15 protein-coding genes and 1 tRNA gene are annotated in these 16,146 nt (G+C 61.8%); 10 read left to right on the top strand and 6 right to left on the bottom strand.

Annotated elements, in window-relative coordinates:
* The first annotated feature begins 10 nt into the window (after positions 1-10).
* The 8 genes from DWB67_RS07710 to lpxB all read left to right on the top strand — a co-directional run bounded on the left by DWB67_RS07710 (position 11) and on the right by lpxB (position 10,122).
* A complete protein-coding gene (locus DWB67_RS07710; protein WP_119806965.1) occupies positions 11-1,018 on the top strand; it encodes a MoxR family ATPase in 1,008 nt (335 codons plus the stop codon).
* The gene (locus DWB67_RS07705) at positions 1,015-1,884 is read left to right on the top strand and encodes a DUF58 domain-containing protein (RefSeq protein ID WP_119806964.1); all 870 of its coding nucleotides are present in this window, start codon (positions 1,015-1,017) and stop codon (positions 1,882-1,884) included. The genes DWB67_RS07710 and DWB67_RS07705 overlap by 4 nt, the downstream gene beginning before the upstream one ends.
* Entirely contained in the window at positions 1,884-4,634 is a 2,751-nt protein-coding gene (locus tag DWB67_RS07700; protein ID WP_119806963.1) for a DUF4159 domain-containing protein, read from the top strand. The genes DWB67_RS07705 and DWB67_RS07700 overlap by 1 nt, the downstream gene beginning before the upstream one ends.
* Complete coding sequence (locus tag DWB67_RS07695; protein ID WP_119806962.1) at positions 4,631-6,718, top strand: hypothetical protein; 2,088 nt, start codon at positions 4,631-4,633, stop codon at positions 6,716-6,718. Before DWB67_RS07700 ends, DWB67_RS07695 begins: the two co-directional genes overlap by 4 nt.
* A 78-nt stretch (positions 6,719-6,796) precedes the next feature.
* Positions 6,797-7,276 (top strand): 3-hydroxyacyl-ACP dehydratase FabZ, encoded by a 480-nt coding sequence (gene fabZ, locus DWB67_RS07690; RefSeq protein ID WP_119806961.1) that lies wholly within the window; start codon positions 6,797-6,799, stop codon positions 7,274-7,276.
* Complete coding sequence (gene lpxA / locus DWB67_RS07685; RefSeq protein ID WP_119806960.1) at positions 7,269-8,057, top strand: acyl-ACP--UDP-N-acetylglucosamine O-acyltransferase; 789 nt, start codon at positions 7,269-7,271, stop codon at positions 8,055-8,057. The genes fabZ and lpxA overlap by 8 nt, the downstream gene beginning before the upstream one ends.
* Positions 8,058-8,081: 24 nt before the next feature.
* The gene (locus DWB67_RS07680) at positions 8,082-8,891 is read left to right on the top strand and encodes an LpxI family protein (RefSeq protein ID WP_119806959.1); all 810 of its coding nucleotides are present in this window, start codon (positions 8,082-8,084) and stop codon (positions 8,889-8,891) included.
* 76 nt (positions 8,892-8,967) lie between these two features.
* Entirely contained in the window at positions 8,968-10,122 is a 1,155-nt protein-coding gene (gene lpxB, locus DWB67_RS07675; protein WP_119806958.1) for a lipid-A-disaccharide synthase, read from the top strand.
* Here the strand turns inward: lpxB and DWB67_RS07670 are convergent.
* The gene (locus DWB67_RS07670) at positions 10,106-10,453 is read right to left on the bottom strand and encodes a RidA family protein (protein WP_119806957.1); all 348 of its coding nucleotides are present in this window, start codon (positions 10,451-10,453) and stop codon (positions 10,106-10,108) included. The two genes, lpxB and DWB67_RS07670, sit on opposite strands and share 17 nt — an antisense overlap.
* Before the next feature lie 2 nt (positions 10,454-10,455).
* Positions 10,456-11,211, bottom strand: coding sequence for a sulfite exporter TauE/SafE family protein (locus DWB67_RS07665; protein ID WP_119806956.1), 756 nt, complete (start codon positions 11,209-11,211; stop codon positions 10,456-10,458).
* 108 nt (positions 11,212-11,319) lie between these two features.
* On the opposite strand from DWB67_RS07665, the gene DWB67_RS07660 reads away from it, so the two are divergent.
* Positions 11,320-11,787: an MmcB family DNA repair protein gene (locus DWB67_RS07660; protein ID WP_119806955.1), complete on the top strand. Its 468-nt coding sequence runs from the start codon at positions 11,320-11,322 to the stop codon at positions 11,785-11,787.
* On the opposite strand, the gene DWB67_RS07655 is transcribed toward DWB67_RS07660, so the two are convergent.
* Positions 11,768-11,968 carry a DUF6324 family protein gene (locus DWB67_RS07655; RefSeq protein ID WP_119806954.1) on the bottom strand — a complete coding sequence of 67 codons (201 nt, stop codon included), beginning with the start codon at positions 11,966-11,968 and terminating at the stop codon, positions 11,768-11,770. The genes DWB67_RS07660 and DWB67_RS07655 overlap by 20 nt on opposite strands.
* A gap of 100 nt (positions 11,969-12,068) precedes the next feature.
* On the opposite strand from DWB67_RS07655, the gene DWB67_RS07650 reads away from it, so the two are divergent.
* Positions 12,069-12,145 (top strand) — tRNA-His (locus DWB67_RS07650).
* Positions 12,146-12,164: 19 nt separating this feature from the next.
* On the opposite strand, the gene DWB67_RS07645 is transcribed toward DWB67_RS07650, so the two are convergent.
* Genes DWB67_RS07645 through DWB67_RS07635 form a run of 3 tightly spaced genes read right to left on the bottom strand, consistent with a single transcriptional unit; the run spans position 12,165 to position 16,145 of the window.
* Entirely contained in the window at positions 12,165-14,018 is a 1,854-nt protein-coding gene (locus DWB67_RS07645) for an ABC transporter ATP-binding protein (RefSeq protein ID WP_220475104.1), read from the bottom strand.
* Between the two features lies 1 nt (position 14,019).
* Entirely contained in the window at positions 14,020-15,042 is a 1,023-nt protein-coding gene (locus DWB67_RS07640) for an oligopeptide/dipeptide ABC transporter ATP-binding protein (RefSeq protein ID WP_119806953.1), read from the bottom strand.
* Positions 15,039-16,145, bottom strand: coding sequence for an oligopeptide/dipeptide ABC transporter ATP-binding protein (locus DWB67_RS07635; protein WP_119806952.1), 1,107 nt, complete (start codon positions 16,143-16,145; stop codon positions 15,039-15,041). The genes DWB67_RS07640 and DWB67_RS07635 overlap by 4 nt, the downstream gene beginning before the upstream one ends.
* Position 16,146 lies beyond the last annotated feature (1 nt).

Below are 16,146 nucleotides of genomic sequence, written 5' to 3'. Positions count from 1 at the left end.
GGGCAATGTCATGACGTCGGACGAAATTCTGGTGCAAGAGGTCGAAACCCTTGCCGTACAACTGTCCGAAGCACGGCTTAGCGTCGAAAAGCGGTTTGTCGGACAGCACGAGGTGGTCGAACAGGTACTGGCGGCGATTCTGGCAGGCGGACATGCCTTGCTGGTGGGCCAACCCGGTCTGGGCAAGACGATGCTGGTCGATACGCTGGCAACCGTCATGGGGCTGGACAGCCAGCGCATCCAGTTCACGCCCGATCTAATGCCCGCCGATATTCTGGGGTCCGAGGTATTGGACGTCATGCCCGATGGCACCCGCGCGTTCCGCTTTATCGAAGGGCCGGTCTTCACCCAGCTGTTGATGGCCGATGAAATCAACCGTGCCAGCCCGCGCACGCAATCGGCACTGCTGCAAGCCATGCAGGAACGTGAGGTCACGATCAGCGGCCAGCACCGTCCCCTTGGCCGCCCCTTCCACGTTCTGGCCACCCAGAACCCGATCGAGCAAGAGGGCACCTATCCCTTGCCCGAAGCACAGCTGGACCGTTTCCTGTTGCAGGTCGATATCGACTATCCCGACCGCGACACCGAACGCGCGATCCTGATGGCCACCACCGGAGTGGAAGAAGGCGCGCCCCATGCCGCCTTTACCGGCGATGCGCTGATCGCTGCCCAAAGGCTGATCCGCCAGATGCCCGTTGGCGAATCAGTGGTCGAGGCAATTCTTGACCTGGTCCGTTCCTGCCGTCCGACATCGGCAGACGCGCCCTCATTCGTGCAGGATGCCCTGATCTGGGGACCGGGTCCGCGTGCCGCGCAGGCGCTGATGTTGGTTACCCGCGCGCGCGCCGTGCTGAATGGCCGCTTTGCGCCGACGCTGGATGATGTGGCGGCCATGGCGGTGCCTGTGCTGCGGCACCGGATGGCGCTGTCGTTTGCGGCGCGGGCACAGGGGCAGGGGATCGACACCGTTATCAAGCGCCTGCTGGATGACCGAATCGGCGGCCGTCGCGCGGCATGATCACCCGCCCCTCTGACCTGCGGGCGCAGGCCGAAACCGCCAGCGCCCATTTGCCTGCCCTGATGCTGTCGGCCGAACGGCTGGCCGCGATGATTGCACCGGGTGCCCACGGATTGCGACGTGCCGGCACGGGTGAGGATTTCTGGCAATACCGCCCCGCCGGTATTGGCGACGGCAGCCGCAATATCGACTGGCGACGATCCGCGCGTTCAGACGCCCAATTCGTTCGCGATCAAGAGGCGCAGACAGCTCAGACCGCCCAGATATGGCTGTCCCCCCATGCGGGGATGGATTTTACCGGCGGCGATGACCGCCCCACCAAATCCGCAACAGGCCGTGTTCTGTCATTGGCCTTGGCGATGCTGCTGCTGCGGGGTGGCGAAAAGGTCGGGATACTAGGAGGCCCTGTCGGAACGGGGCGCTTGCAGGCTGATCGTATGGCCGCAACACTTTGTGCGCCCGCCACGGATACCGCATTCCCCGAATACGACCTGCGCCCCAACCGCCGCGTCATCGTCATCGCGGATTTTCTGGACGACCCCGCTTGGGTGCAATCATTCCTGACCCTTGCGGCGGCCACTGGCGTTTCCGGGATGCTAATACAACTTCTTGATCCGGATGAAGAAAGCTTTCCCTTCGAAGGTGCCATCGAATTCCGTGACCCCACGGGCACCACACGCCATCACAGTCGCGATGCAGGCGGGTTGCGTGGCGAATACCTGCAACGGCTGGCCGCCCGCCGCGACTGGCTGCGCCAACAGGCCGGACAGGCGGGGTGGCAGTTCGACCACTATTTGACCTCGCAGGATCCGGCGCATGTCTTGGGGCGTATCTGGGCCTTGCTGGGTGTCGGAGGCCTTCGCTGATGCTGCTTTTGGGACCATTGGGTTTTGCTGCACCTTGGGTGCTGGGTGCATTGGTGGCGTTGCCGGTTCTATGGGTCATCCTGTGGGCGATGCCACCGGCACCCAAGCGGGTCGTTTTCCCCGGCATCGCATTGCTGGCAGGGCTGACTGATCGCAATCCGGTGGCGCGCCGCACGCCATGGTGGTTGCTGTTGCTGCGCCTTGTGGCGGTGGCTGCATTGATCCTTGCCTTTGCGGGTCCGCTTTGGAAACCCGTGGCGCAGGACCGGACATCGGGACCTTTGCTTGTCATCATGGATGCGGGCTGGCCTGCCGCGCCCGATTGGGCCGCACGTCAGACCCGTGCCGAACGCGCGCTGGCAGACGCGGCGGCGGCAGGTCGCCCTACGGCGCTGGTGCTGGCCGATGGCCGCCCCATTCAGGGCGCATTGCCCTTTCAGGCGGCTGATAGCCTGATTGCGCAGCTGCGGGCTGTCCAACCGGTGGCATGGCGTTCGGGGCTGGATGCTGATCCCGATGCTGCGCTGGCCGATGCGCCAGACGGGGGGCTGTCGACCCTGTGGCTGGCGGATGGGACCCATTACGATGGCCGCGGGGCGTGGCTGGCGGCATTGGCGGATCTGGGGCCGGTAACGGTCATTCCACCCAGCCGGCCTTTGCGAAGCCTTTCGCTAAAGGACGGCGACACGCCGGGGCTGATCCTGCGCGCAACCGATCAGGCGGCGATGACGGTATCAGCCATCGGGCCTGACCCTCAGGGCATCCAGCGTGAATTGGCGCAACTGACCCCATCCGACGCGACAACGGTCGATGGTATCACCGAACGTCAGGTGGCCATTGACCTGCCACCCGAGCTGCGAAACCGCATCACCAGTTTCCGCATTTCCGGCGAAAACCACGCTGGCGCGGTGGTGCTGGCCGATGACCGCGTGCGCCGTCGCAAGGTTGCACTGGTCGGTGACACCCTTGGCCAGTCCGAGGGGCAAGACCTGCTGTCGCCTTTGCATTACCTGCGTCAGGCGCTGACCCCCTCGACCGATCTGGTCGAGGGCAGCCTTGGCGATGTTCTGGACGGCGCACCGGATGTCATCATCCTTGCCGATCAGGTCCACCTGGCCGAGATTGGAGAGCTGGCAGAATGGGTCGATCAGGGCGGGCTGCTGATCCGATTTGGTGGTCCCCGCATGGCCGCCTATGATCGCCTGAACGAGGAACCCCTATTGCCCGTCGCCCTGCGTCAAGGGGGGCGTGATATCGGCGGAGCGCTTAGCTGGGGTGATCCGCGCGGGATAAAGCCTTTCCCCGAAGATGGCCCCTTTGCCGGCCTGACGATTCCCGATGATGTCGCGGTGCGTGCACAGCTGATGGCGCAACCCGCCCCCGATCTGGTGGAAAAAACCATTGCGTCTTTGACAGATGATACGCCGCTGATGACCCGCGAACGCTTGGGCGCGGGGCAGGTGGTTCTGGTCCATGTGACGGCCAATGCGGAATGGTCGAACCTGCCTTTGTCGGGGTTGTTTGTGCAGATGATGGACCGTCTGGTCGACTCCGCCCGCCTTGCACCGGCCGAGGAACAGGGCGACGACCGCCAGCAATCTTTCTGGACGCCGGTGACGGTGCTGGATGGTTTTGGCAATCAGGCGCCCGCGGATGATCTGGCACCAGTGGCGGCGGGGGATATGGCCCAAGGACCGGGTCCTGACCGCCCTGCGGGCATTTATGCCGCAGGCGAACGTCAACAGGCCCTGAACGCAAATGCAAAGTTCACGCCTGCAACATGGCCTGCGGCGACCGTGGTGCGGACGGATGCCGCACCGGGCCGCGACCTGAAAGGCATTCTACTGGCGTTTGCGGCCGTGGTATTGGCGCTGGATGCTGTCGGGTCGGCATGGCTGGGCCGGCAGGGGCGGGCTGTTGCCACGGTCTTGTTGCTGATGTCGCTGATGCCGCGTCCCTATGCCATGGCGCAGGAACTGGACCCCGATCTGATCCGCGCAGCTGACGAGGTGGCCTTGTCCTATGTCATCACCGGTGACGCAGAGATCGACCGGATTTCGGAACAGGGTCTGGCGGGGCTGTCGGCCGCATTGCGACAGCGCACCTCGGTCGAGCCGGGCCAACCGATCGGGATTGATCTGGACAGCGATGATCTGTCACTACTAACGTTCCTTTACTGGCCGATGACCCGCGAACAGCCCGCGCCCAGCCCGCAGGCCTATATGCGGTTGAATGCCTTCATGCGGTCGGGTGGGGTGATCCTGTTCGATACACGGGACGGCGATGTCACCGGCGTCGGCGGGCCTGACATGGGCGATACGTTGCAACAGCTTGCGGCCCCTTTGGATATTCCGCAACTGGCCCATATTCCCGAAGATCACGTCCTGACCCGCACCTTCTATCTGCTGCAGGATTTTCCGGGCCGCTGGCAGGGCAATCCTGTCTGGGTCGAAGCCCCCCCCGCAGGGGTTCAGGCCGAAGATGGCGTTCCCTTCCGCCAGTTGAATGACGGCGTCAGCCCCGTCATCATCGGCGGCAACAGCTGGGCCGAGGCTTGGGCCATCGACCATGACGGCTATCCCGTCTTTCCCATCGGCACCGGATGGGAGGGTGAAGAACAACGAGAGATGTCGTTCCGGTTCGGCATCAATCTGGTCACCTATGTGCTGACCGGCAATTACAAATCCGATCAGGTCCATGTGCCAGCCCTGCTTGACCGCCTGCGGACCGAGGAGGCTTTGGCACAATGACCGAATTGCGTTTTGATCCGGCCCTGCCTTGGTGGGCCATCGCCGCGCTGGCGGCACTGGCGCTATGTGTCGCGGGCTTTGCGTTGTGGCGCGGTTTGCGGGGCTGGGCATGGCGCGGGTTGGCGGGGTTGGCGGCGGCTTTGGCGCTGGCCGGTCCGGCGCTGGAGATCGGCACGCGGGCAGGGCTAAGCGATATCGTGATCCTTCTTGACGACCGATCGGCCAGTCAGGATCTGCCGGGCCGCAGCGCGCAGGTCGATCAGGCCATCGCGCAGCTGACCACGCAGATCGAGGGCCTGCCCGATACGGAGCTGCGCCGCGTCACCGTGGGCGATGACGACAATGGCACGATGCTGGGCACAGCAATCCAGCGGGCGGTTGCCGCTGAACCCGACGCGCGGCTGGCGGGCGTGATCAGCGTCACGGATGGTCGTCTGCATGATCCCGCGATGTTGCCCAAAGCTTTGCCCGCGCCCTTTCATGTGCTGCTGACAGGACAGGAACAGGATTGGGACCGCCGCCTTGTGATCGAACAGGCCCCCGCTTTCGGTCTGATCGATCAGGAAGTCTCGATCCGCCTGCGGATCGAGGATCAAGGCGCCATCCCCACAGGCTTGGGCCAAGGCAGCTCCACCCTGCGCCTGTCCGTCGACGGAGAGGACGAACAGACCATCGCCGTACCGCTGAACACCACGCTGACCCTGCCGGTGACGCCGCGCCATGCCGGTCAGAACGTCGTCCAGATCACCGTTCCTGAAATCGAGGGCGAGCTGACCGACCGCAACAATGCCGCCGCGATCAGCATCAATGGTGTGCGTGACCGTCTGCGGGTGCTGCTGGTGTCCGGTGAACCGCATGCTGGCGAAAGAACATGGCGCAACCTGTTAAAATCCGACGCATCTGTCGATCTGATCCATTTCACGATCCTGCGTCCGCCCAACAAAATGGACGGCGTTCCGGTCAGTGAAATGGCGCTGATTGCCTTTCCGACCCAGGAATTGTTTATGGACCGGATCGATGATTTCGATCTGATCATCTTCGACCGCTATCGGGTACGGGGCATTCTTCCGCCTGAGTATTACCAGAACATTGCCCGCTACGTCCGTGATGGCGGCGCGGTGCTGGTGTCTGCGGGGCCGGAAATGGCCTCGGTCGAAAGCCTGAACCTGTCGCCGATGGGTCAGATCCTGCCCGCGCGCCCCACGGGCCGCATCATCGACGAACCCTTCTTGCCGCGCCTGACAGAAGACGGTCAACGCCATCCCGTGACAGCAGGTCTGCCCGGTTCGAACGGAGAGGATGATCCTGATTGGGGACGTTGGCTGCGGATGGCGCAGGTGACGCCAAATCAGGGGGCGCAAGTCGCAATGACAGGGGCCGATGACAATCCGCTGCTGATCCTGAACCGCGTTGGCGAGGGGCGGGTTGCGCTGTTGACCTCGGATCAGGTGTGGCTTTGGGGGCGCGGCTTTGAAGGCGGCGGGCCCCAGCTGGAATTGCTGCGCCGCATCGCCCATTGGTCAATGAAAGAACCCGAGCTGGAGGAGGAAGCCCTGCTAGCGGATGTCACCGGTGGCCTGAATGTCCATATCACCCGCCGCTCGATGGAGGATCGCATCGGTCCCCTTGTCATCATCAAACCCGATGGCGAAACCGAAGCCCTGCCGTTGGCTGCTGACGGACCGGGCCGCTATGTTGCCGATTGGACAGCGCCCGAGCCGGGTCTTTACCGCCTGCAAAATGGCAACGAAAGCCGTGTTCTGGCGCTTGGCCCCTCGGCCCCGCGGGAATTCGAACAGACGGTGGCGGATGCTGCGTTGCTGGCACCGCTGGCCAGCCAGACGAATGGTGCGGTTCTGAACCTGTCCGACGGCATTCCCGATATCCGGCAGACCAGCGCCGGACGCACGGCCAGCGGGCGCGGTGTGACCGGACGCTGGATCGGTATCACCCCGCGCGATGCGGCAACTGTGACCGGTCTGCAACGACGTCCTTTGTTGCCAGCGTGGCTGTGGCTGGCGATTATTGCAGGGTTCTGTCTGACCGGATGGCTGGCGGAAGGTCGCCGGACGCGCGCGTCGTGATTGCCTGTGATTGCCCTGAATGCTTGCCAAGCGCCGCGCCGGTTGGTAACCCGTTGAAAACCGCCTGAAGGAACGCAAATGGCTGACGACGCGCACATTCCCGCCCCCTATACCGAGGCAGACCTGTCGCTGATCAAGCGGATCATTCCGCACCGTTACCCTTTTCTGTTCATCGATAAGGTCCGTGACATCGTGCCGTTCGAAAGTGCCGTGGGCATCAAGAACGTCACCTCGAACGAACCGCATTTCCAAGGACACTTCCCCGACCAGCCGATCATGCCCGGTGTGACATTGGTGGAAGCCATGGCACAAACGGCGGCTGTGGTTGTCGGCATCAGCATCAACGTGCTGGACGAAGAAATGCTGACCTATTTCATGGGGATCGACAAATGCAAGTTCCGCCGCATGGTGGTTCCGGGCGATGTCGTCGAACTGCATGTGAAGGCCATCCGTGGCGGCGGCAAGATCTGGAAATTCGAAGGCAAGGCTATGGTCGAAGGCCAGCTTTGTGCCTCGGCTGAATTTACGGCCATGATGGCGCGGAAAACCGATGCCTGATGCATTGATCCACCCCTCGGCCGTGATCGAGGCTGGCGCGCAGATCGCCGAAGGCGCCTCGGTCGGGCCGTTCTGCGTTGTCGGCGCAAAGGTCAAACTGGCCAAGGGTGTGGTTCTGAAGTCCCATGTCGTCGTCGCCGGTGACACAAGCATCGGTGAAGATACGGTCATCTTTCCCTTCGCCAGCATCGGAGAGGTCCCGCAGGACCTGAAGTTCCGTGGCGAAGAGGTTCGTCTGGACATCGGTGCGCGCAACCGTATCCGTGAATATGTCACCATGAACCCCGGCACCGAAGGCGGTGGTGGGGTCACGGTTGTCGGCAATGACGGGCTGTTCATGTCGGGTTCGCATGTTGCCCATGACTGTCATATCGGTGATCGGGTCATTCTGGTGAATAACGCCTCGGTCGCGGGGCATTGCCATCTTGAGGATGACGTGATTGTCGGCGGTCTGTCCGGCGTGCATCAATGGGTGCGCATCGGGCGCGGGGCGATGATCGGGGCTGTCACCATGGTGACGGCGGATGTTATTCCCTATGGATTGGTTCAGGGGCCGCGCGGTCATCTGGACGGGCTTAATCTGGTCGGGTTGAAACGGCGTGGTGCCAAGCGGTCCGATATTGTCGCATTGCGTGAACTTCTGGGCGCACTTGGACAGGGGTCCTTTCGCGACACTGCCAAACACCGGGCCGAGGAAGATGTTTCCGCGATGGAGCGGGACGTCCTGGATTTCATCCTTGGCCCTTCGGATCGCAGCTTCCTTTCGCCGCGGTCCAATTGATTTTCGCGGGATAAGGCAGAACGGATGACACGCATTGCAGTGATCGCAGGCAAGGGTTTTCTGGCCCCTGCCGTTGCACAGGCTTTGGATAACCCCGCCATTTACGCGCTGGAAGGTTTCGCCCCCGAAGGCATGCAGGCCACGACATTCCGGCTGGAACGTCTGTTGCCGTTTATCGACGAACTGATTGCCCAAGGCATCCAAAAGGTCATTTTTGCCGGCGCGATCCGCCGTCCGAAACTTGACCCCGAAGCCTTTGATCCCCGGACCGCCCAGATCGTTCCGCGCATTCTGATGGCAATGCAATCGGGCGATGACGCGGCCCTGCGCACGGTGCTTGACGTGTTCGAGGAAAACGACCTTACGATTTGTTCTGTAAGTGATATTTGTCCCGACCTTATACCGGAGTCCGGCGTTCTGGCAGGCGAGCCGTCGGTTGCAGACAAGCGCGATGTGACCCGCGCGGCACAGTTGCTGGCGCAAACCGGATCGCTTGATCTGGGACAAGGGGCTGTGGTGGCACAGGGCTTATGTCTTGCGCTGGAAACGCTGCCCGGAACGGCTGCCATGCTGGAATTCGCGGGACGTCACAGTGCTATGAAGCCGAACCCGAATGGCGCAAAGGGTGTGCTGTATAAGGCGCCGAAACCCGATCAGGACCGCCGCGTCGATCTGCCGACCATTGGACCTGATACCGTTGATCAGGCCGCCAAAGCCGGACTGGTGGGCATTGCGTGGCAGGCAGGCGGCGTCATCCTGCTGGACCGCGCCGAGGCTGTGCGCCGTGCGCAGGCAGCGGGGCTGTTCCTCTGGTCGGTGGACGCGCAAGACTGACCGCTGGCGCAGGAAGGACTCGCATCTTGGGCCTTGTCCGCCTACCCATGACCCGACAGCAGTAAGGTGAACCGGCATGAAGTATTTCCTGATCGCAGGCGAACCATCGGGTGATCAGCTTGGCGCGTCCCTGATGTCGGGGCTGATCCATCTGGACCCTGACGCGGCATTTTCCGGTATCGGCGGGCAGGCCATGCAGCAGCACGGCCTTGAAAGCCTGTTCGCGATGGATGAGCTGAGCCTGATGGGCATCTGGGAAATTCTTCCCAAATACCGCCATCTGAAACGCCGGATTGCCGAAACGGCCCAAGCCGTGATCGATGCGAAGCCCGACGTTTTGATAACCATCGACAGCCCCGATTTCTGTCTGCGCGTGGCGCGTCTGGTGCGTGCTGTGCGGCCCGATCTGCGGACGGTGCATTATGTCGCGCCCTCGGTCTGGGCGTGGCGTCCAAAGCGGGCGGTCAAGATGGCCAAGGTCATCGACCACGTGTTGGCAATTCTGCCGTTCGAGCCGCCCTTGATGCAGGCCGCGGGCATGACTTGTGATTTTGTCGGCCATCCGGTCGCGACCTCGGATGTGGCTGACACGGATGAAGCGACACTGTTCCGTAATGCCCATGGCATCGCCCATGATGCGCCGGTCGTCCTGTGCCTGCCCGGATCACGTCGGTCCGAGGTTGCGCGCCTGGCAGGCCGCTTTGACGAGGCGCTGATGCGGCTGCGTGATCGCGTTCCGGAAATTCGCGTTGTCTTGCCAACGGTTCCTGGTGTGTCAACTATGGTGCGGGAAATGACGCGTCGCTGGCCCACGGCCCCTATTGTGATCGAGGAGACGGATGAAAAGCGCGCGGCCTTTGCAGCCGCCGATCTGGCCTTGGCAGCGTCGGGCACCGTCAGTCTGGAATTGGCGGCCAACCGGATCCCCATGGTGATCGGCTATGATATGGCCCCGCTAAGCCGTTTGATCGTGGGAGCGCTGTTGCGAACCGATACGGTGACGCTGGTCAATCTGGTCAGTGAAACACGGGTTGTGCCGGAATTTCTGGGCCGCAATTGCCAGCCCGGTCCCATCGCCGAGGCCCTGCAGGACGCGCTTGAGGATGGCACCACCCGCATGTCCCAGATCGAGGCCATGGATCTGACGATGGACCGCCTTGGAAAAGGGGGTGAGGCGCCGGGCCTTCGCGCGGCGCGCTCGGTCATTGCGGCAATTACAGAACCGCGGTGACGATGATTTCGACTTTATAGTCGGGGGTCGCCAAAGCAGATTCGCCGGTCGCGCGTGCCGGTGCGTTGCCTTGCGGCACCCAAGCGTCCCAAACCGCGTTCATTTCGGCAAAATCGGTCATATCTGCCATCCAGATCTGGGTCGAAACGATGCGGGTCTTGTCGGTGCCAGCTTTTTCCAGCAGCGCCTCGACCTTGGCCAGACATTCCTTGGTCTGATCGGTAACCGAGCTGGTCGGTTCGCCCACCTGACCTGCCAGAAACACAAAGCCGTTGGCAATGACTGCGCCGCTCATGCGGGTGCCGCTGTCGATACGGGTGATGTCGCTCATAATTATACTCCTTGTATGAGATGCCAGAAAAAGATTGCGGTGGTGATAAAGCCGACGCAGATGATCAACATCCGCAGTATACGGCGCGACGTGCGGCGCGCCACGGGCGGCCCTATCAAACCGCCAAGAACGGTACCCAGACCCATTACAGCCGCCGGACCCCATGCGATCGAACCGCCTGCGGTGAATACCGCGCAGGCAATCAGTGACAAGGCGACGCTTAGCCAGCTTTTCAGCCCGTTCATCTGATGCAGGTCACGCATGCCCCACATCGCAAACAGCGCCAGCAGGATGATCCCCAGACCACCGTTGAAATAACCGCCATAGATCGTGACCGGTAACAGGGTTCCCAGACCGAAGGGGGTGACCACACGCGCGTAACGTGCCGCCAGATTGCGCATCGGTTCGGCCCAGATGAAAACCACCGTGGCGATCAATAACAGAAAGGGGACCAATGCCGAAAACGCCTGACTGGTGCTAATCATCAACAGGCCCGCGCCAATCGTCCCGCCCGCCATCGTCCACAGGGTAACGCGGACCAGGCGAACGTCTTGCATGGCAGCAATATCACGGCGAAAGCCATAGCTGGCCGCAAGATAGCCGGGAAAGGATGCCACAGTAGACGTGGCATTGGCCACGATAGGGGGAATGCCTGTCAGCACCAATGCGGGGAAAGTAATGAACGTGCCGCCGCCAGCGATGGCGTTCAGCAGTCCGCCGATCAGCCCGGCAACAAACAGCAGGGCGATGTCGGACATGTAAACCTTTCAGAGACATTCGAATCGTGTTGGGCCAGACGCTATACGCCACGTCAGGCAGCAGCAAGACAGCTTGAGATTGTTGCTGCTTCGTTCTATTTTATTGTTATGCAAATCAACCAAGATGCCTATTTGCCCGCCATGCCCGGTCAACGCCTTGCGCGGGGGACAGGGCGCATGCTGCGCAGTCTGGACCATGCTGTATTGACCGAATTTGTTCCGGTGCGCGGTTTGCGGGTTGATGTGATCAGTCTGGGGCCAAAGGGCGAATTGTGGATTGTCGAATGCAAAAGCGGTCGCGCCGATTTCCAGTCAGACCGCAAGTGGCAGGGCTATCTGGAATGGTGCGACCGCTATTTCTGGGCCGTTGACGGGGATTTCCCCGTCGATTTGTTGCCGGAAGACACCGGCCTGATCATGGCAGACGCCTATGGCGCCGAGATTTCGCGCATGGCGCCCGAAACACGCCTTGCACCTGCACGCCGGACCAAGATCCAGCGCGACTTTGCCCGCACGGCGGCCCTGCGCCTTCAGGGCCTTGCCGATCCCGAAGGAATCAGCGCCGGGGCTTTTTAGCGTCGCTGCGAACAGATTCGGCGGCTGCCAGCAATTCCTCTGCGATTTCGGTCGCTTCTTCGGCGTCGAAATCCATCGGGAGGTCGATGCTGTCGCCCTGAATGTAAATTCGCACCATTCCCTGATCGGTCGGACCGATCTGCAGGTTGGCTGTGACGTCGCTTTCGCTGTTGATACCCATGGTCTGTCCTTTCAGTTTAGAACTTTCTGTAACGCGGACGCAAATTAACGGCAAGCGGGGGTTGCAACCCCCGTCAGCTGGGATTATTGAACCGCCCAGTGCCGCCTTAGCTCAGTTGGTTAGAGCGCTAGATTGTGGATCTAGAGGTCACCCGTTCGAGACGGGTAGGCGGTACCATTCTTCCCCATCCGACATCTTAGCGATACCCCTGCGCTTGCAGGTCGAATAATTCACGATAGCGGCCATCAATCGCCAGCAGTCCGTCATGCGTGCCCTGCGAATCGACGCGGCCTTTTTCCAGAACAATAATTCGGTCCGCCATACGAACGCTGGAAAACCGGTGCGAGATCAGCAGCGCCGTCCGGCCTTGGGTCAGGTCCTTGAAACGCCGGAAAATCTCGTATTCGGCGCGGGCATCCAGGGCTGCGGTGGGTTCATCCAGAATCAGCAGCTGTGCGTCGCGCATATAGGCGCGTGCGATGGCCAGTTTCTGCCATTCCCCGCCTGACAGGTCCAACCCCTTGCTGAACCGCTTGCCGACCATCTGGTCATAGCCCTGCGGCAGTTGCGCAATGACCTGATCGGCCAGCGATCTTTTTGCGGCCGCGACGATTCGGGGGCGGTCGTCGCGCGCCTCGATCCGGCCAATGGCGATGTTTTCCGATGCTGTAACGGCATAGCGGACGAAATCCTGAAAGATCACCCCGACGGTGCCGCGTAATTCGTCCAGATCGTAATCGCGCAGGTCCCGGCCATCCAGCAGGATGCGCCCTTCGTCGGGGTCATAGAGCCGCGCCAGCAATTTGACGATGGTGGTCTTGCCCGCGCCGTTTTCACCCACCAGCGCGACGGTTTCACCGGCTTTCAGATCAAAGCTCATTCCGCGGATGGCCCAATCGTCGCGACCGGGATAGCGGAAGCCGACTTTTTCAAAGGTGAACCCTTGGGTGATCGGCGTCGGAATAGGCCAGGCGTCGGACGCCGAGGCAATTGCAGGGACCGAGGTGAAAAATTCAAACAGGTCATCCAGATACATCGCCTGACCCGCCATCGCGGAAAAGCTGGTCAGCAGCCCCTCTAACAGGCCGCGCAGGCGCAGGAAGCTGCCCGATAGGAAGGTCAGATCACCAAGGGTCAACTCGCCTGTCAGGGCGTTTGCAATGATCCAAAGGAAGGCACCGTAATAGGCCAGTGTGCCCATTCCGGTCAGTGCCGCCATTGCCGTCAGCTGCCGGCGCTGAATTGCACGGTTTTCAACGTAAAAGCGCCGTGCAAGCGTCAGATAGCGGTCGCGAAGAAAGGGCGACAGGCCAAATATTTTGACCTCTTTCGCGGTTTCGGCACTGGCGCCGATCATCCGCAGGTAATCGCGCTCGCGGCGGTCGGGCGCGCGGCGGTGGTTCAGGGCATAGGTCTGTGCGTTGAAGTGCATCTCGCCGAACAGCGACGGGACTAGTGCCAGCGCCAGCAGCACGACCAGCCACGGGTTATAAACCAGCAGGCCGATGGCAAAGCTGCCCACAGTGACCAGATCCTGCATCTGTTGCATGATCTGGTTGACCAAGGGGATGCGGCCCATCGTCTGGCGGCGGGCGCGGTCCAGACGGTCCTGAAAGGCGGCGTCCTCGAAATTGGCAAGGTCCAGACCGGCGGCGTGATCCATCAGCCGGATCGAGATGTCGATTACCAGCTTTTCTTGCAACAGGCTGTCGGTATAGCTGACAAGCCGTCCAAGGATATCCTGCGCCAGTGCCAGCGCTAGTTCCGCAATGACCAGCCAGAACAGACCGGTCGCCAAACCGCTGTCCCACCAGCCGGACAGGGTGACGGGGTGATCGGGAAGGGATGACAGACGGACCACCTGATCGATGATCAGCTTGCCCACCCACAGCATCGCCACCGGCATGACCGCACGCATCAGGCGCAAAACGATCATCGTCAGGGTCAGGCTGGCGCTGGCGTGCCAGACCATCCGCAGGAAGGGCGGAATGTTTTTTAGCGCCGCCCAACGCGCCGCAAAGTGAGGGGCGGTCGCATCGGGCGGCGGCATCTTACGCGGCCTCGTTTCTGCGGGCGTGGGCGATTTCCGCTTCGGTCAGGGGACCGGGGAAATGGCAGGCGATTTTATGATCGCTGCCTTCCGGTTCCGGAACCTCGGACGCGCAACGGGCCTGGGCACGCGGGCAGCGAGTGCGGAAGACGCATCCCGAAGGCGGGCTCATCGGGGATGGCAGATCACCTGCCAAGGGAACGATGGTTTTCGATGTCTCGATCGTGGGATCGGGCACCGGAACAGCCGACAGCAGCGCCTGCGTATAGGGGTGCTGGGGGTTGCCATAAAGCTCGGTCGAGGATGCAACCTCCATCACCTTACCCAGATACAGCACCATCACGCGGTCGCTGATGTGTTTCACCACCGACAGATCATGCGCGATGAAAACCAAAGCAAGCCCCAGTTCCTTTTGCAGCTTGATCAGCAGGTTGATGACCTGCGCCTGAATCGAGACATCCAGCGCCGAAACAGGTTCGTCACAGATGATCAGTTTGGGTTCCACAATCAGCGCCCGTGCAATGCCAATACGCTGGCACTGCCCGCCGCTGAATTCATGCGGATAGCGGTTGATCTGGTTGGGCAGCAAACCGACCTTTTCCATCATCGCCTTCACGCGATCCTTGACCTCGGACCGGCCCAGTTCGGGGCGGTGCGTGGTCAACGGTTCGGCAATGATCTGGCCCACGGTCATCCGCGGGTTCAGGCTGGCCAGAGGGTCCTGAAAGACCATCTGAATGTCGCTGCGGTATTTCATCATCTGGCGCGGCGACATGGCCAGCAGGTCCTTGCCGTCGATCCATTCCGCTTCGCCGGTTGCCGGCACAAGGCCGATCAACGCGCGGGCAAGGGTGGATTTTCCGCAGCCCGATTCACCCACAACACCAAGCGTTTCACCCGGTTGTAGTGTAAAATCGACACCTGCCACGGCATGCAGCGGACGTGGTTTTGCCCAAGGCAGGTCCCCCTCGCGGCGGATCTGGAAGGTCACGCGCAGGTCGCGCACATCAAGAAGCGGGGTCATTGCTGTCCCTCCACCGTGCTGGGGGTTCCGGCTGCGCCAGCGCCAGCAACGGCACCACGCGGGATGGCTTGGGTGGGGCCATCGCCCAAATGGGCGGCGGGTTGATCCGCATCCGGCTGAAGTCGGGTCTGGCGGGCGATGATTTCAGCCACCGGTGCATGGCAGGCGCGCGCCTGTTCGGGCGCGAAACCTTCCAGCGGCGGATCAATAGTATCACAGCCTTCGCGAACATAGGGGCAGCGCGGTGAAAAGGCGCAGCCACTGGGCGGGCGGCTCATGTTGGGGGGCTGGCCGGGGATGGCGTGCAGTTCCTCGTCCTGCTGATCAACGCGCGGGATCGCGTCCAGCAGCCCTTGGGTATAAGGATGCGTCGGTGCCGCAAAGATCGGACGCACCGGACCGGTTTCGCGGATACGGCCGCCATACATGACGGCAACCCGTTCACAGGAACCGGCAACAACGCCCAGATCATGGGTGATCAGGATCATCGCCATGCCGAAATCACGCTGCAATTCCTTGAGCAGCTGCATGATCTGCGCCTGAACGGTCACATCCAGCGCGGTCGTGGGTTCATCCGCGATCAGCAGCTTGGGTTTGCACAAAAGCGCCATGGCGATCATCACGCGCTGACGCATGCCGCCGCTGAATTCATGCGGATAAAGCCGCACGCGGCCCTTGGCGTCGGGGATCTTCACCGCGTCAAGCATCTGCACCGCTTGGGCCACAGCCTCGCGCTTGTTGATGCCTTTGTGCAGGGTCAGCACCTCGGCCATCTGGTCAGCCACCCGCATATAGGGGTTCAGCGAGGTCATCGGGTCCTGAAAGATCATCGCCATTTTCGCGGCGCGGATGCTGTTCAGCACTTTGGGTTTGGCGTTCAGAACCTCTTGCCCGTCGAACATGACCGAACCCGATGCCTGACCGTTGCGTGCCAGCAGGCCCATGATGGCAAAGGACAGCTGCGATTTACCGCTGCCCGATTCACCGACCACGCCAAGGGTCTGGCCCGCCTCGATCGACAGGTTGACGTTATTGACTGCGCGGACTTCGGCGTCGTTGGTCTGGAAGCGGACCGAAAGGTCTTTGATTTCTAGAAGGCTCATG

Origin of the sequence: Paracoccus sp. JM45 (assembly GCF_003590715.1) — a bacterium.
Lineage (GTDB): Bacteria > Pseudomonadota > Alphaproteobacteria > Rhodobacterales > Rhodobacteraceae > Paracoccus.
The sequence above is the reverse complement of the archived record's forward strand: the minus strand, read 5'-3'. Positions and strand labels throughout refer to the sequence as shown.

Bases quoted from the DNA above. Each gene is read 5' to 3' on its own strand.
- DWB67_RS07700 (WP_119806963.1), top strand. From the start codon at position 1,884: ATGCTGCTTTTGGGACCATTGGGTTTTGCTGCACCTTGGGTGCTGGGT.
- DWB67_RS07660 (WP_119806955.1), top strand. From the start codon at position 11,320: ATGCAAATCAACCAAGATGCCTATTTGCCCGCCATGCCCGGTCAACGC.
- DWB67_RS07680 (WP_119806959.1), top strand. From the start codon at position 8,082: ATGACACGCATTGCAGTGATCGCAGGCAAGGGTTTTCTGGCCCCTGCC.
- DWB67_RS07640 (WP_119806953.1), bottom strand. From the start codon at position 15,042: ATGACCCCGCTTCTTGATGTGCGCGACCTGCGCGTGACCTTCCAGATC.
- DWB67_RS07645 (WP_220475104.1), bottom strand. From the start codon at position 14,018: ATGCCGCCGCCCGATGCGACCGCCCCTCACTTTGCGGCGCGTTGGGCG.
- DWB67_RS07705 (WP_119806964.1), top strand. From the start codon at position 1,015: ATGATCACCCGCCCCTCTGACCTGCGGGCGCAGGCCGAAACCGCCAGC.
- DWB67_RS07635 (WP_119806952.1), bottom strand. From the start codon at position 16,145: ATGAGCCTTCTAGAAATCAAAGACCTTTCGGTCCGCTTCCAGACCAAC.
- lpxB (WP_119806958.1), top strand. From the start codon at position 8,968: ATGAAGTATTTCCTGATCGCAGGCGAACCATCGGGTGATCAGCTTGGC.
- DWB67_RS07665 (WP_119806956.1), bottom strand. From the start codon at position 11,211: ATGTCCGACATCGCCCTGCTGTTTGTTGCCGGGCTGATCGGCGGACTG.
- DWB67_RS07655 (WP_119806954.1), bottom strand. From the start codon at position 11,968: ATGGGTATCAACAGCGAAAGCGACGTCACAGCCAACCTGCAGATCGGT.
- lpxA (WP_119806960.1), top strand. From the start codon at position 7,269: ATGCCTGATGCATTGATCCACCCCTCGGCCGTGATCGAGGCTGGCGCG.
- DWB67_RS07670 (WP_119806957.1), bottom strand. From the start codon at position 10,453: ATGAGCGACATCACCCGTATCGACAGCGGCACCCGCATGAGCGGCGCA.
- fabZ (WP_119806961.1), top strand. From the start codon at position 6,797: ATGGCTGACGACGCGCACATTCCCGCCCCCTATACCGAGGCAGACCTG.
- DWB67_RS07710 (WP_119806965.1), top strand. From the start codon at position 11: ATGACGTCGGACGAAATTCTGGTGCAAGAGGTCGAAACCCTTGCCGTA.
- DWB67_RS07695 (WP_119806962.1), top strand. From the start codon at position 4,631: ATGACCGAATTGCGTTTTGATCCGGCCCTGCCTTGGTGGGCCATCGCC.